At 49.8% G+C, this 15,991-nt stretch carries 1 protein-coding gene and 1 pseudogene; both read right to left on the bottom strand.

The annotated features are described in order from the left end of the window. A pseudogene (locus tag G625_RS22825) lies at window positions 1–350 on the bottom strand (hypothetical protein); the annotation flags it as partial. Window positions 351–1,101: 751 nt separating this feature from the next. Next, window positions 1,102–15,987, bottom strand: coding sequence for a SpaA isopeptide-forming pilin-related protein (locus G625_RS0117150; RefSeq protein ID WP_029202076.1), 14,886 nt, complete (start codon window positions 15,985–15,987; stop codon window positions 1,102–1,104). Window positions 15,988–15,991 lie beyond the last annotated feature (4 nt).

Here is a 15,991-nt window from a genome sequence, read left to right as displayed (position 1 = left end):
TCTGCATTATCTGTTGATTCACTGCCATTGCCGGAATTATCTTCATTATCCTCTGACTTTTCATCGCCTGAATCATCGTTATTCTCATCTGAACCGGAAGCATCAGAGTTATCACTATTCTCCTCCCCTGATGCTCCCCGGTCATCATCATTTTCCGAATTATCTTCATTTTCAGACTCGCCAAAGTCCTCTGACACATTGTAATCAGAGTCAGAGTTTGTATCAGCAACGGACACCAATGGAGGAGCTGTATTCGTTATTAAATTCATCGTCATCAACAAAGCACAGAAGAAGGCTATCCTTCTTCTTAAGTCTTTATTAAAAAGTCTGTTATTATTTGTGTTGATCATAAGTCACTCCAAATTTTAAATCTAATTACCTATTCTATAATCATTTATTACTATAGTGTCCGCCATAAGCCAATCACCATGGCGGATTAGCTTTTTCCTATGAGCCGTTGATCTTATCACCTGCACATCGTCAGGGTATAGTTTTCAGAGTCTTGTGGGCTCCCTTAACTTTTCAGACAACAAAAGGGCTTTTTCATTGATCATGAGAAAGCCTCCTTTTGATTTAACTCTTTATTATACCATCTTTAATTCGACTCTTGCAAATAAAACTATTATTAATGGTAAGCACCAAGTGATAGGGCAGATTTCATCCGCCCTATCACTTGGCGCTTACACAAAAAGTCTTAGTGACACCAAAATTTTCCGATACACGGTACGTAACTACATAGTCAATCAAGACGAATTTCGGGTAGTTTTTGAGCCATATTGCACAAAACAAAACCGTTTTGCCCTTTTACTGCTTCTACCGCCAAGACTTGTAGTTTGGGCTGATATTTGAGGAGAATGTACAAGACTGCCCAGCCGACAATTCTGTCACTTCCAGTCTTTTGCCGCGGAGTCTGCGCCGCATTCAATTAGCTTCCGCTAACCGCCTCACAAGAAACAAGCCCTACCGCCTTCCTGATATGCTCCCCCATGTTTGACGGTGTTTTCACTGTCTCTCATAGAGGGAGCATATCTTTATTTGACGATAGGGCTTGCTTTGCTTTTGCTCCCTCCAGAGCCTTGTCAGTCCTGGAGGGTTGGAATCTTATGGGGTTGTGCCGGCCTTCCAGTCTTCGTAGCCTGTCTTGGCGGCTTCACGGTTTGCATAGCCTTCGGACATATACGCGCCGTTCCTGCTTCCGGGTACAGTGTCGTCGCCGACTACCATGAAGAACCATCGGCCTTCGAAAGTCCCGTGACCTGTATAGCCGTCAGGGACGGTCGTCTCATGCAGATAGTACACGCCATACGGCAGTGTGCCGATCCAGAAGACGCCGGACGCCTTGGAATCGAGATCGCTCAGTGGCGCTGTCTCTCCTTGAGGTGTATATGCGTAACTGCTGTTACCCTTGTGGATTGTGAACTTAGCGCCCTCGATTAACTTGTAGGTTGAATCTTCCACCTTTTTTCCCACCTTTCTCAAGATCACCTTCCGGCTGCCCTGGACGCCCTCCCAGTAGATGCACTGGATGCCGCCCGTCTGGCCGTCGCCGGTCATGCCGTAGGTCACATCCGTAAGCGTCGCGTTGCGGAATGCGGCGTAGATCTTCTCAACATCTGATTCACTCAGCTTGCTTTCGTCGATCTTCATGTTATCGCCGGTTCCGGTCATCAACGCATCTGCAAACTTGGCAAACTGCTTCAGGGTATCCCAGTGGTTGTTGTCCTCGTTATCCTGCTGCTGTGCGCCAACCCAGATCTGACCCTTCGCCTGCTCAGTTGTCAAACTATCATACAACTTGCCGGTCACAATCAGGGATTCCGCAAGCTTCGGATCAGCTCCGTTAAGTCCAAGGTAGCCCGCGATATAAATATCCTCACGCTTAGTCGTTCCTGTCCCGACGGTGTTGATATTGGCACCGCTTGCATCCGTTCCGCCGAAGTTCGGTGCGCCAGCAATGGAGACAACAGATTTTTCCCGCACATAGATGCCCGCGCCGTTCTGTCCTGCCGTGTTGCCGGTGATCACATTTGCGTTAGATGTACTGTCGTTCATCCGGACAAACCGCTTATTCGTGTCTTCTCCGAACAGGTAGATCGCGCCGCCGTTGTTGGTTGCAGCACAGTTTGTGATGGTGGAATTGAGCATGGTCAGAATCTGCTTGATGCTGATGCCGCCGCCGTTTTGCGAACTGCAGTTGTCGATGGTGGTGTTTTTCAGCTTGACGGTGTAGTCATTTACACCGAATTCTCCACTCTGATTCTTAAACTGCGTACCGCCGCCGTAGCTGGTGATACCGCCGCCGTCCGTGGTGGTCTTGCAATCACGGATCGTAGAATCCTCCATGACCAGCGTTCCGTTGGATATCAGGATCGCTCCGCCGCGCTGGGCGTTATTCATCGTTTCCGGCCGGGTTTCGTTCCCGTCAATGACCGTATTATTGACCAGATGAATGGTCGGTTCATCCACATTGGTGTCTGTACTCACCTCGCGCCTTGCGCTTTGGTTAAAGATTGCACCGCCCTGGCTGCTTACCGCACAGTCAACAATCTGGCATTTACTCAGCCGGGTCGAGCCGCCCTTTCTCATATCTCCCTGGGTGGCCGTAAAGATCGCACCACCGCGCTGGGCGTTGTACTCTCCATCCTGCATGCCGCCATGATACCCGTCAATGGTAACGTTCTGCAAGTTTACGGTGTCAATATCAGTGTACAAATCACTATTATTGTCAAAGATCACACCACCGTCCTGAGACGCTATGAAATCGTAGAACTGAGCGTCCGTCACGCGCAGATTGCCCTGGTTGTTATAGATCGCGCCGCCGCTGCCTGCGTTGGCATGGCCTGCGAAATCGTCGGTGTCTGTGGTGGCGGGACGGCCTCTGAATCCGGTGTTGCCTCTGATCAATACGGTGGCGTTGTTCGTTCCCGTCACGGTCATCCTGGAGCTGCTGCCACTGTAGATCACACCGCCGTAAGTACGCGCCCGGAGATTATGGAACTCGCCGCCGGTGATGCTCAGGGTACCGCTGGCCAGATAGATGGCGCCGCCGTCCACCGCGTTCACAAAGGTCGCGTCCAGTGCTCCACCGTCGCGGCTCTGATCGTGGCCGTCGATAGTCACGTTCTGGAGCTTTACTGTGGCGTTCTCATAATTCGAATTGCTGACGTTGTAGATCGCGCCGCCATTGCCGGTGACGGTGCAGTTTTTGAAGGTCACGGCGTCGTCTTCGCCGCTTCCGCCGAGAGACAGCGTACCGGCCGCCATGTAGATCGCGCCTCCGTTTCTTGCGTTCTGCACATTATCATCAAGGTGCGGTTCTGCAGGATCGACTTCATGTCCATCCAAGCGATCCTCGCTCTGTGAATTCCCTCCAGACCCGTCTTCACCAAACTCGTCGTCACTGCCCGGGTTAACCGGATCTCTGATCGGCTCTTCGTTTTCATCCGGTCCGGAAAGGTTGTTCGGATGGTTGAAGTGGCCGTCGAACGTGGTGTTGACAATGCTCACAGTGACGCCCGTTGTACTTTTCGTCTTGAAGCTTTCATTGTAGATCGTGCCGCCGTTGCCATCTGGAGCCGCGCACTCCTTGAACTCGCTCTGGCCGTTTTCGTTGCCGTTGACGGTCAGGGTGCCCTCCTCCATGTAGATGCCGCCGCCATTTCTGTTGACATGGCAGTCTTGAAGCACTACATGTCTCAGCGTCAGGTTCCCTTTTTTGAGGTAGATACCGCCGCCATCTTTGGCGTCGATGCCCTGGGAGTTCTTGTGGCCTTCGGCCACGCCGTTCACTTCCACATCAATAAGTTTCTGCGTTCCGTTCGTAAAGTACATTGCGCCGCCCTGACCATTGTCTTTGTTGGTATAGCAATCCTCAAAGACCGCATCGGAAATGCTGACCGCATTGGAGATGCTGATCTGTTCTGTCGAATCACCCGCTGTGTAGATCGCACCGCCGTTGCCGCTCGATGCATTGCAGTCCCAGAACTGTACTTTGTTTGTACTTGTTCCGCTGACGGTGACGCCGTTTGCGCTGTAGATCGCGCCGCCGTTGACAGCTGTGCTGTTCTTCATAACAGTGGCTTCACCCACAGTAAGATTGCCGTTTGTGGCATTGACGATACCGCCATTTGCTGTTCCTGCCGTGAGCGGTGTGCTCAGCGCGTTTCCGCCATTGAAGATCAGCTTCTTCGTGGTCAGGCTCGCTGAATCGCCATCCACGGTAAACATGCTTCCGCCGTCTGCGCCTCTCGTAATCGTGGCTCTGTCAGCTTCTTTAGTCGTATCACTTCCTCTGTCATAGATGTAGATATCTCCGGCGCTGTAGCCCAGATTATCCGTTGCCGTTTTATTCGCCGTGGTAAAGGTCACCGCCCTGCCGCCGCTGACGGTCGGCTGGTCGGTAGACGGCTGCGTGTAGTTGCGCAGCATCTGAACCTGGACAGGCGCATTGTTTGCAACTTCGGTGCCGTCAACTGTGTAAAGCGTTCCCTGTGCCGCGTTGAAGCCGCCGGTCTTCTTTCCGTTCGTGTCGCCGTCCTGCGTCTTCAGGAACTTGTATACTGCCGCATCCTTATGTTCTGCGTCCTTATAGAGCAGATTGCCGCTCGCGTCCGTCAGCTTGCACAGGTAGCTCGCCCAGCGGATCTTATTCGCTGTAGTGCTGATCTCGCCGTACAAGCCGTTGCGGTCGTTGGTGAAGGCGTCAAAGTTGTCGGTGCTGCCTAAGTCCGGGTACGTGCCGAAGTCGTCCTCGAAGCCGCCATGTGATTTATACGGGTCTGTTTCCGTTACTCCCTTCGTACCGGTCACGTAGACTCCGATACGTGCATCTGAACCCAGTCCAACTGTCGATGTGTTGATGGTCGTATTGTTATTCTGATCCAGCACCACGTTCTTCTGCTGATCTGCCAGCGTTCCGGTTCCTTTATTGTTAAAGATGACCACATTGCCTTCAAAGGTCATGGTCTTGCCGGACGCCACCTGCACCGCACCACCGTTAGTATCGTAGGCTGAACAGTTCTTAATCTCGCTGGTGCCGGTTTCGCTCTGCTTGATGGTCAGGTTGCCATTGCTGTAGATGGCCGCGCCGAATTTGGCATTGTTAATGTTCGTTGCAAGAGAAGTCGGGTTTCCGTTCGTGTGACCGTCGATGCTGACATTTATCAGTGTTACAGGCACGCTTCCAGATACTTCATAGATTGCTCCGCCGTATCCGCTGACTGTATAGCAGTCCTCGAAGGTGGAATTTGAGATGGTACAGCTCGGATTGTTGCCAGGAGTTTTGTCCGGATGGAGCTGAATTGCTCCGCCACCGCTGCCACTATTATCGTAGCATCCCTTAAACGTACAGTTGTCTATGGTCGTCTTGTTTGAATCTGGACATACTGCACCGCCGCCTCTGGTTTCTGTATAGCAGCCCGTGAAATCCGTATTGAAAATGCTGACGCTCTTTCCATTGTTTTTCTCATACATAACAGCACCGCCAAAACGATGTGCGAAGCAGTCGGTGAAGGAGGATCTTCTTCCACTATTACTCTTGTCTATAGTCAGAGCAATATCGGTATCATCCACAAATATTGCACCGCCGTTTCCCCAGCCGCTGTTTGGTGATGTCGTTTGCACACTGCAATGATCGAATATACAGCCATATATGGACAGACTTGTTGATCCTTTATAATAGATTGCACCGCCGCGAGTCTTATTGGGCTTACTAGCATCTCCTGCTACACCATAATAGAAATTGCAGTCGGTAATCGTCACAACATTTCCTGTACTGTATATGCAGCCGCCTTCCCAAGCTGCTGTACAGCCGGAATTAGTTGTATTTGCCTTGCCAAAGGTCACGTTGGTCAAGGTTAGTGCATTGTCACCATCCTGATAGATTGCGCCTCCCTTCTCTGCAGCAGTATTGTTATCAATGGAACCGCCGGTCATGTTCACACTGCCGCTGGCGTAAATTGCGCCGCCGTTTTTGGACGCTGTATTTCCAGACAGGGTTGCGCCCGGGCCGGTCATGTTCACACTGCCGCTGGCGTAAATTGCGCCTCCGTTTTTGGACGCTGTATTTCCGGACAGGGTTGCGCCCGGATAAATATAGATACGTACGTCCTCAGAGGCTTTGATTGCGCCGCCATCTACTGCGCTGTTTCCGGTAAGGCTGCCGCTGATATTGATGACAGCCCCGGTTTTCTCCGCATAGATTGCGCCGCCGTGGCTGTTATCCGCCACGCAGTTCTGAATCGAGCCGCCAGCATCAACCGTAACTTTGCCGTGCGTAACATAGACCGCACCGCCGTCTGTACTGCCGCTGCTCTTTGCGTTTTGAAGCGTAGCGCCTTTTCCGATAACCAACGCAGGCACATTGGTTTCCCCGCCTTTGCCGTTCACATAGACAAGGCTCCCCTTGCCGCCGGAATGATGATCTCTGTCACCATCAATGATGATGTTGGTAAAGGTCAACATTGCCCCATTGCCGGTAACGGTAAAGAGCTGGCTTTCATTTGTATTCTCTGCGCTTGCAGGCGTAAAGCCCCTCTTGATCGTGGCCTTGTCACCCGAGCCGGTATAGACATAAGCCTTCCCTGTCTTGTCGGCAGTAGTTATGATGATGTTGTCGGTGGCCTGGTTCAGCGTGACCTTATCCGTTTCCGGAATCTCATAGTCCACCAGCATTTCGATCTTCACGGGGTTCTCTGCGCCCATCTCCGCGCCGTTGCCGTAGGTGCGGGCGTAGGTCACCGCCTTGTTGAGCGTGCGGAAGGGAACCTCAACCGTGGTATCGCCGAAGGTCTCCACGATCTTGCAGATATAGGGGTTCCTTGCGTTGTTGACGTCGATCATGATGCCGCCCTGGTTCAGGACAAACCGCGCCTCATTGGTCGTGCTTTCGCCAGCCGCGCCGCTCTTGCCGCCCGGTCTTGTCTGCTCGAACTGATTCGAGGCTTCATTATTCATATCCGCGAAGTTGACGTAATAGTCCGCGGGCGCGGTCTCGGTGAGGATGTACTTCACCGGATTGCCGCTGGCATCCACATCGGTGGAGCGGATGGCGGGCAGGTAAATCACAGTGTCCTCGGCGTCCTTACCAAGGTCAAAGGTAGCAATCGCCTCGCCGTCCTCGCCGGTGGTGACGCTCAGCGTCTTATTATCCTCCGTCGTGCCGTAAATCGCCTTTCCGTCGTCGCGGCGGATGGAGAAGGTCAAGGTGATATTCTGTCTCTCATTGGTCGGAATATCCTCGTCCCAGCTCTTGCTGATGGTAACCGGTGCGCGGTTGACCGAGGCCAGGATGGTAAACACCAGCTTGCCGTCCTTCTCCTCGGAATCGATGACCGCAACGTAATCCGGCAGGGCCTCGGCCAGACCATTGCCCGTGATATTGCAGTCGGTCAGCTCTCCGAACACGCTGTAGGTCGGGACGGAGACGGTCTGCAAAGTATGGTTATTGATGTAGTTCCTTGCAGAAGAATCAAAGCTGCCGTCTTTCAGCACGAAAGCGCTGTTTTGCACTTCCTGAACCGTTCCGTCGCCCTTGTTGTATTTCAGGGTATAGGAAACAGACCTGTCCTTCATCGGGCGGGTATCAATGCTTGCGATATCCTCGTCGGTCAGTGTCGGGTCAAACCGCGTCTGCACCGTCACCGGCATCATCTTACGCTCGTTGGCGAAGGAGACCGACTGGGTTGAGGAAGCGGCGTTCAGCGTCACGCTCTGCGCCGTGCCCGCCGTCGCCTGGCTTCCGTAGGTGGTCTTAAACGCCGTCGTCGGGTATTCCCTGGCGCTGCTTCCGATGATATAGGCCGTCTGCGTCACCGTATAGTTTCCCTTCGGGACGTACACGGTGTTGGAGCTTATCGATACTTCTGTCTTCGTTGAATTCGTAGTATCCACTGTCGGATCTGCCGTGGTTTTGACCGTATGAGCATATGACTTACCAGAATCCGTTGTTCCATTGATGGTGTACACCACGGATTTGATCATGCCCGTGCTGGCTCTGTCGTCCGTCTGGTCCTGGAAGGTGGAGGACAGGGTCACGGGGACGTAGGGGTGGAAGGTGTTGGTGAGGGTAAAGACGGTCGGCTGAGTATCCGTCGTTGGCTCGTCATAATATGCGTCACGCCACTCCATGAGCGGAGGTAGAGACGACGAGCTCTTAAGTACTACAGTTTGTGTGCTTCCACCTATCTCTTTTCGTATATCTGGATCTTCTATGTTTGTATAGTTATCGTTTACTACAATAGAATCGAGAACAAATCTACCGATATAGAAATTATCAGTTCTAAACTCTACAAAATAAGTCTTCTCGTCATTTGCGATTGGCGGATTTTTTACCGTAAGCTCAAGCTGGTATCGTTCATTAGTACCGTTGTCATGAAACTTTATATTAACTTTCCTAATAGTAAAGCCACTTGTATTTGTTAGAAATCTAACATAATATCTGTACTTCAACGCATCATATCTATCTGAATCTATAACGTAGTAACCACCTTCATGGTACTCTCCCGGTGTGGTAATAGAATGTCCTTCCTGATACTCCTTTCCTACTTCACTCCACTCACCGCGCACTTCTCCGCCAACCTCTGCCGTGAGCGTCGTGTCCTCGGATATACTACCGTTATCATAGGTATACGCTTCGCAGGTTCTGGTCTCCTTATTATAGGTATTCAGTACATCAAAAGTCGGCACATAGAAAGTGCCCGTCCATGTTGTGGCATCCGTCAGCTTGCCCTCTGTTTCACTGTTCCAGCTGTCAGAAGAGAACACCTTAACCGGAGACGTACCCTTGGAGGTCGTCCCGCTGATGGTAAATTCAATTGGCGTATTGGCCGCAATCACCTCGGTCGGCACGGGCACGCTGCCGCCCTCGCTGTTAACCCAGTTTTTGGTGACGGTGACGGGGATGAGGGTGTTGGGGGTCCACTCATTGTTAATCAATAGTGTACAGTTATTGACTGTTCTGTCAGATCCATAATGCGTCTCTATATCTGGTCTGGTTCCCCAGACTTTTAAGCTGTCTTGTTTAATATATCTGTCAGTGTGCGGGTTTGTGCCTTCCTTCTGAATAGCAAGCGGCAATACGTCACCAGTATAATCCGGCCCATATGTCATAGTATTCGATGTACCGCCTCCGGTTATTTTTATGACATTATCTTCATCATCGACAAAGAACAACTTCGTAACCCTGAGATTGGCAATATTCCAAGGATGCGGTCCAGTTAAACCATTATTCGCCCAAGTCGCCGGAAGCGGAATATTGTGAATTAGGAATGCACCTGTATCAGCGTGGCTAGTAAGATCAAATTTCAGCGTAACAGAGCCAGCACCGGTCGCTTCGTTGGAATTCGTTACCTCCAATTCAATATACTTTAGGTGTTCAACTAAATTTGTGTTGTTTGTATAGTCACCTGTATATCCCGTAAGATTTCCTAACACGTTATATCTAGGCTTGTAATAACTACTTGACATCGTCTGAGGATTAAAATCATTCCACTTGAACCCCGCAGTATTTATATGTAACTGGAAATCAGTCGTAGAGTAAGTACTCGGAATGTCAACCCAGTCCTCAACCGTTATAATCTCTTCCCAATTTTCGCCGATCGTCAAGGTCGAAGTCACATTATGTTCTCCGATCGTAGGAACATTGTTGGGATAACTAGGGGAATACCAGCCATCCTCATAGTACATATGCCCTTCTTCAATCGCGTAATGATAGGTCCCGCCAATAAAGATTTCTCCGTCCTTATTTGCATACTGTTTGAGCTCTTCAACCGTATACTCAGTTTCTCCAACGGTGAAAGTGTGGGCAGGATCCAACGCGCTGATGTTAAGCACCTCCGTATAATCAAAAAACTTATCCTGACTGTCCGTCCAGTCGGGGACATAGACGGTCTGTGTCCAGATATTCGCGTCATGATCTACAGAATTGTCGTCCGCGGTGATATACTTCACAGTATTCGCCGTGGTGGAATCCTTTCCATCATAGGCCACAAGCTTCTCCCGCTCATTCGCCGCATGACTGCCGGTTCCCTGGTAGACGCCATAGATTTCAAAGGGCACCGGGTCGCGGTGATCCGTCTGGGTGGTATCCCACTTCTTCTGCACCGTGATCGGAATCAGCCGCGCCTCCACCACGATCTGGTTCCAGATCACAAAGCGGGCGGGCTTGCCGTTGGCTGCAGGAGCAACGGTCATCTCCGGGGTCTGTCCGGCTACGCCGTTGACCTCGGTGACCACGACACCGTTTGCGCCGACCTTGATGAGCCAGGTCTTGTCCGGGACCTTCAGATCGTTGGCGGAGGCGTCGTTACCGCTGTTGTAGGTGTTGACGCTGCTGCTATCTTCCTCCAGGACATAGGTCTTCCCCAACTCGAGAATGGGCGTTGTCCCCTCCTTATAGGGTACGCGAAGCACACCGACGACTCCGTCCTCGGTTTGGGTGCTGTATGTATGCGGCGTTGCCCCGGTTTTCGGGCTGCCGCTGTCGTCCGCCTCGGTCAGCTTGAAGCTGATGCCGTTGACGGGGTTCTTCGGGTTTTTGTCTGTATCCGAAACCTCGAGCACCCGGTTCTTCTCATCCATTTCGCCCAGAAGGAAGACCAGTCCCTTGCCCAGGTGCAGATGCTCCGGGTCGTTTTCGTCGGGCGTGAGCGTGTTGACCTCATTGTCTTTCACATAGACCCCGGCCACGCCGTTGGTGGGCATGGCGCCCACGTAAACCACATTGGGGTCAAGCGTGACGGAGAAGGTCTCGGTGTAGATCGTGCCCGCGCCGGGGTATTTGCCCTCCGAATCCTTGGTGCCGCCGAGCGTCCAGGCATTCTTGCCCTTCGCGCCGGCGCCGCTGCCCGTATTCGCGCTGCCGTTCGTGGGCGTAATGTCCGAGAGAGCGGAGGACATGTTGTCAGTGATGGTGACTTTGTCCTTCATGTAGTAGCCGATGGCGTCCTGGATGATGGCTTCCAGCTGCTGCACACCCATCGGGAACTCATCTCTCATGTGGTAGAGATAATTATCCCCGGAGCAGATGGCTCTGGTGCGGAAGTTATCGCCCTGGCCGATGGTCTTCAGGCCGTAGACGCTGCCCCAGCCGTGAAGGGCATTCAGCTTGGATTCAAGCCGCCGGAAGTCTGCGGAGCCGCCGCCGTCCACGAAGTCGGAGAGGTAGATCACGATGGGCGTCCGGCCCGCGTTGACGGATTCCTGCGCCATGGCGTAGGCGTTGTTCACGCCCACGGTATGATCTGTCACACCTCCGCCTCTGCCGTTTGCGCCGCCGTGGTAGGTGGCCAGATATTCTTCAAGATCGTCAAAGCCGCCCGCGACATTGTCAAGGTCAGTCCTTGAAGAATACCATCCGCTGTGACCAGTGTCGCCGTTGGCCGCGCCGCCGGCCGCCACACGGATGTTATAGCCGTTCTTTGCCGCATCAGAGAGCAGAGCCTTCGCCGCCTCCAGGATGATGACGCGGGTGCCCTGGGCCTCGACGATGCGAACCGGGTCCTCAGCATTGTTCTTGGGCGCCCAGCGGTTGCCGTCGAACATGGTGATGGAGTCGTCATAGATGAAGATAAAGTCCAACGGCACATTTTCCTTGAGCGCCTGGAAATACTTCATCTCATAGTCGATGGCGTTGGTGTTCGGGTTGTAGGTGGCCTTCTTCCAGACCTTGTTATCAGAGGCTGGGGTGGTTACATTACCCTCTCTATCCAGAATTGCGTCATTGTTCGCGCCCGCAACAAATCCCTCGCTGGCCCACTGCGCCTTGGTGGCGGCGTCAACGTCGGTCTTCATTTCCGGCAAGTTGAAGCTGTAACCCGCCGCACGGGCGATCAGCTCCGCGTCCATGCGGATCTTCGTGAACTTGGTGAAGTTGCCGTAGCCCACACCGGTGTTCGCCCACTGAACCGTGTAGGTATGTCTGTTGTAGCTGATCGCGTTGTGGATCATGCAGTTATTGGAATAGGCATAGACACGGGCCCAGCCGTCCGCCGTTCCGTTGTTCTGCAGGTTATAGGTCACGCCGTCCGCCGTCACACGGGCATTACCTACACGTGTTACCATCTCGCCCTCTCGGGTGCCATCGCCGTAATTGATATCCGTCACGCGGATTTCAACCGTCTCGCCATCAGTCAAGCGAATGGTCAGGGTCTCCTCCGTGTCAAAGGGCGCAAGAGACCAGAGGCGCCAGTCCGTCTTCGCCTCGCTCTGCTGAATGTCCTCATCGGTCAGAGTCTCGTCCTCTTCGAAAACGTCGTTCCCTTCTTCTGGATCGGCAATCACGACCTCGTCCACCTGGATCAGCGCAGGATTGGTGAATTCCACCTTCTCCACCAGCTTCGGATTCTCCAGAACCTTCTGTAGCTGTGCAGTATCCTCTGTCTCAGAAGCCCCATTGATCAGGGTTTCCAGCAATTCGCTCAGGAATATGGTGTCTCCGCCGGGCAGATTGAAGGTATACTCCCCCCAGTGGAAGTCCACGGTGTACCCTGTGAAAACAAACACCGAGAAGGATCCTGTCTCAAATTCAACAGAACCATCCACGACTTCTGCCTCTACGATCTCACCGCTCATGGTTTCCTGGTTTTCGATTTTTTCTTGACTCTTTCTTGCAGCCCTTGATTGTCTCTCTTTGCGTGTATCCTTGAAATGAACAACAGACAGTTCTTCAGCCTTTTCAACCTCCTCGGTCAGGAGCTTCATTGAAACCTTGACATTCTCATCCGGTTCATACTTCTCACCGTTATCAGGATCCACCAGTTTGATGTCGAAAGGACGTGCGAAAAGAAGCTTTCTCTTGTCTTTTCCCAGAATTTCATTAGCCTGGGATACATATCCATCGAAGTTCGGGTCATTTTCCTTCAGTTCTGTAACTTCCAGTACCGCGTCCTCGGGGATTCCGGTGTTACTGTCATACTCGACTGTTATCTCATAGCTCTTTCCGTCAGTGGCGGTGAGGATCTGGTTCCTCATATATCGCACAACAGCGTATACCGGTAATGTCTCTGCCATAAATTCTGCAGAATCACTATCAGTATCACCACTCATACCCGGTATGACCATGTCATTTTCTTCATCAGCTGTAAAATATACTACATTTAAATCTGTACAGCTTGAACCACGTCTTTTACCTGATAAGCTTATATCGATTTCTACCGACTCATCAGGTACATATTCTGTGTTTGTTTCAGGGTCAACAAGTGCAATATAATACACTCTTGCTGTATTCTTTATTGATTTTTTGCTTTCAAAGGCTTCTGTTGCCTTATCTATGTAGTCTTTATACTCTGAATCTCTCTCATTGAGCTCTTTTATAGAAGGAACAGCATCATCAGGTATTCCGGATGACTCATCATAAGAAATCGTTATCTCATAGCTTTCGTCATCTGAGCATATATACCTTACCCTCTTTGTTTTACTTGTTACAACATATGTGCCTATACTTAAATTATCTGCATAAACTATGTCATCTTCTGATATCTTGATTTTTTCCAGACTTTCTCCATCAAGTCTGTATATGTCGACAGCATCCTTTGTATACTCATCACTTAATTCAATAGAGAAGCTGTGATCACTATCAGATTTATCTTTCGATGATCCGGACCCGGACTCTGAATCAAACTCTGACTTAAGCTCTGAATCGGACTTAAACTCTGAATCAGTCCCGAAGACAGACCTAGAATCCATCTCAGCAAAAAGCTCTGACTCTGAATCAGCATTAAGCTCTGAATCAGACTCAGATTCATCAACATCAAGTATAGTGAAGGCTGTTAAAACTGATATATCTAAAAATTCCTGCCTTATATAACCATCATTGCTGTCTTCTGTATTTTCCTGCATGTCAAATAAACCGACATCAACAGAGTCAGTTACATCCATATAGTCTACATGGTGTCCTACAGGTAATAAGCCCTTTATATCTACTATACCGTTAGAACATTCTGTCTCCCTTACTCCGGTATCAAAGACTATATCAAAACTATCATTTGTCTCTATTCTTAAGCAGTCATTATCGCCAAATTCTACTTCTTCATCATTTATAACGACGTTATACTTTTTATTTAATTTGTCAGAAACCTTGAACCACATGATTCCTTCAGTTTCATCCTCATAAGGACTTTCTGAATACGGACCTGATTCTGTTTCTGAAGAATCTGACTCGGAAAACATATCCGGCTCGGAAGAAGATTCTGACTCAGATACAGATTCCGACTCGGAAGAAGATTCAGCCTCTGATGCAGATTCTGATTCAGAAGACAACTCCGAATCTGAAGGCAAGTCTGATTCCGAGTTGTCTTCCGTCTCAGTAGAAGACTCTGATTCTGAAGTACTCTCAGATTCTGAGGACTCTTCCGGATCTGAGGACGATTCTGACTCTGAAGTACGCTCCAGCTCTGAAGCTGTTGCCACCTCTTCAGCATCGGATAATCTATATGTACCTTCCTTGATCAACCATGGTACTTCTGTATCTTCATCTGTATCTTTTTCTTCATCTGCAATTTTTACCAGCTTTTTGTCTGCATTATCATTTTCTTTATCGTAAACCGGAACTCCAAGCTTAATTGACGCACCATCTCTGCTCCAGGTTTCCAATAATTTTCCGCAGTATGCCACGCCAAAAATAAGCTCTCCTTTTGTATTTAAGGAAAACTTATATGTTCCATCAGCCTCTCCGGTTTTCTTTATATCTGATTTTTTATTTTTTGCTGTTGAAGCAGCTGCTGCTGCTATTTCACATCCGGTCTCGGATGTGATCTCTATAACACCATTTAAGTTTACGTTTTTAAGCTCTTTGCCATCCTCATCTACTACTTTAAGTCTGTAGAAGGATGTCTCAAAGGTATCCTTATCCTTATCGGTTTTAAGATTCTTTGAAAACAGTTTATTTAATATGTCATACCTGATCTTTGATATCGCATCCTCTGCGTCATCTTCATCGTCGTCTGATATTACAAGCTCATCAAATACTACCTCTTTGTCATCCGTAAGCTCTTCCTTTTCTTTCAGTCTGACTGTAACAGTCATGCCATTATCTGATTCTTCAGTGAACTCAATGGCGTATCTGTCCGGTCCCGGTTCTTTTTGGGTCTCAACAACAGCAGCCGCTGCATCTTCAACCTTATTTCCTGTGACTTCAGCTATTTCTGTTATGGTCACGGGTTCCTGTACTGTTACCTCTGTGTTCGCTGTTGAGATGCCGGTTGACTCCTCTGTTTCTGTTGTCTCGATTTCGTTTTCTGCGGTTTCATCCTCCGGTGCTACAGCTTCTCCATCTTGAGATATGGTGTTTTCTGTATTATCTTCAGACGCGTTTTCTGTGATGCTGTTGTTTTCTTCAGCTTCAACTTCACCATCAGATTGGTTACCTGCATCTCCTGAATTATTATTTGCATCATCTACATTATCTGATGATTCACTGCCATTGCCGGAATTATCTTCATTTTCCTCTGACTTTTCATTGCCTGAATCATCGTTATTCTCATCTGAACCAGAAGCATCAGAGTTATCACTATTCTCCTCCCCCGATGCTTCTTGGTTTTCATCATTTTCCGAATTATCTTCATTTTCCTCTGACTTTTCATTGCCTGAATCATCGTTATTCTCGTCTGAACCGGAAGCATCAGAGTTATCACTATTCTCCTCCCCTGATGCTTCTTGGTTTTCATCATTTTCCGAATTATCTTCATTTTCCTCTGACTTTTCATTGCCTGAATCATCGTTATTCTCGTCTGAACCGGAAGCATCAGAGTTATCACTGTTCTCCTCCCCTGGTGCTTCTTGGTTTTCATCATTTTCCGAATTATCTTCATTTTCCTCTTCGTTAAAGTCCTCTGACACATTGTAATCAGAGTCAGAGTTTGTATCAGCAAATGACACCAATGGAGCAGCTGTATTCGTTATTAAATTCATCGTCATCAACAAAGCACAAAAGAAAGCTATACATCTTCTCAGGTCTTTATTAAAAAGTCTGTTATTATTTGTGTTAATCATAAGC

The sequence above is a fragment of the Oribacterium sp. NK2B42 genome (assembly GCF_000424445.1).
GTDB lineage: Bacteria > Bacillota > Clostridia > Lachnospirales > Lachnospiraceae > Oribacterium.
The sequence above is the reverse complement of the archived record's forward strand: the minus strand, read 5'-3'. Positions and strand labels throughout refer to the sequence as shown.

Excerpts from the sequence above, each read along its gene's own strand:
- G625_RS0117150 (WP_029202076.1), bottom strand. The coding sequence starts at position 15,987 with ATGATTAACACAAATAATAACAGACTTTTTAATAAAGACCTGAGAAGA.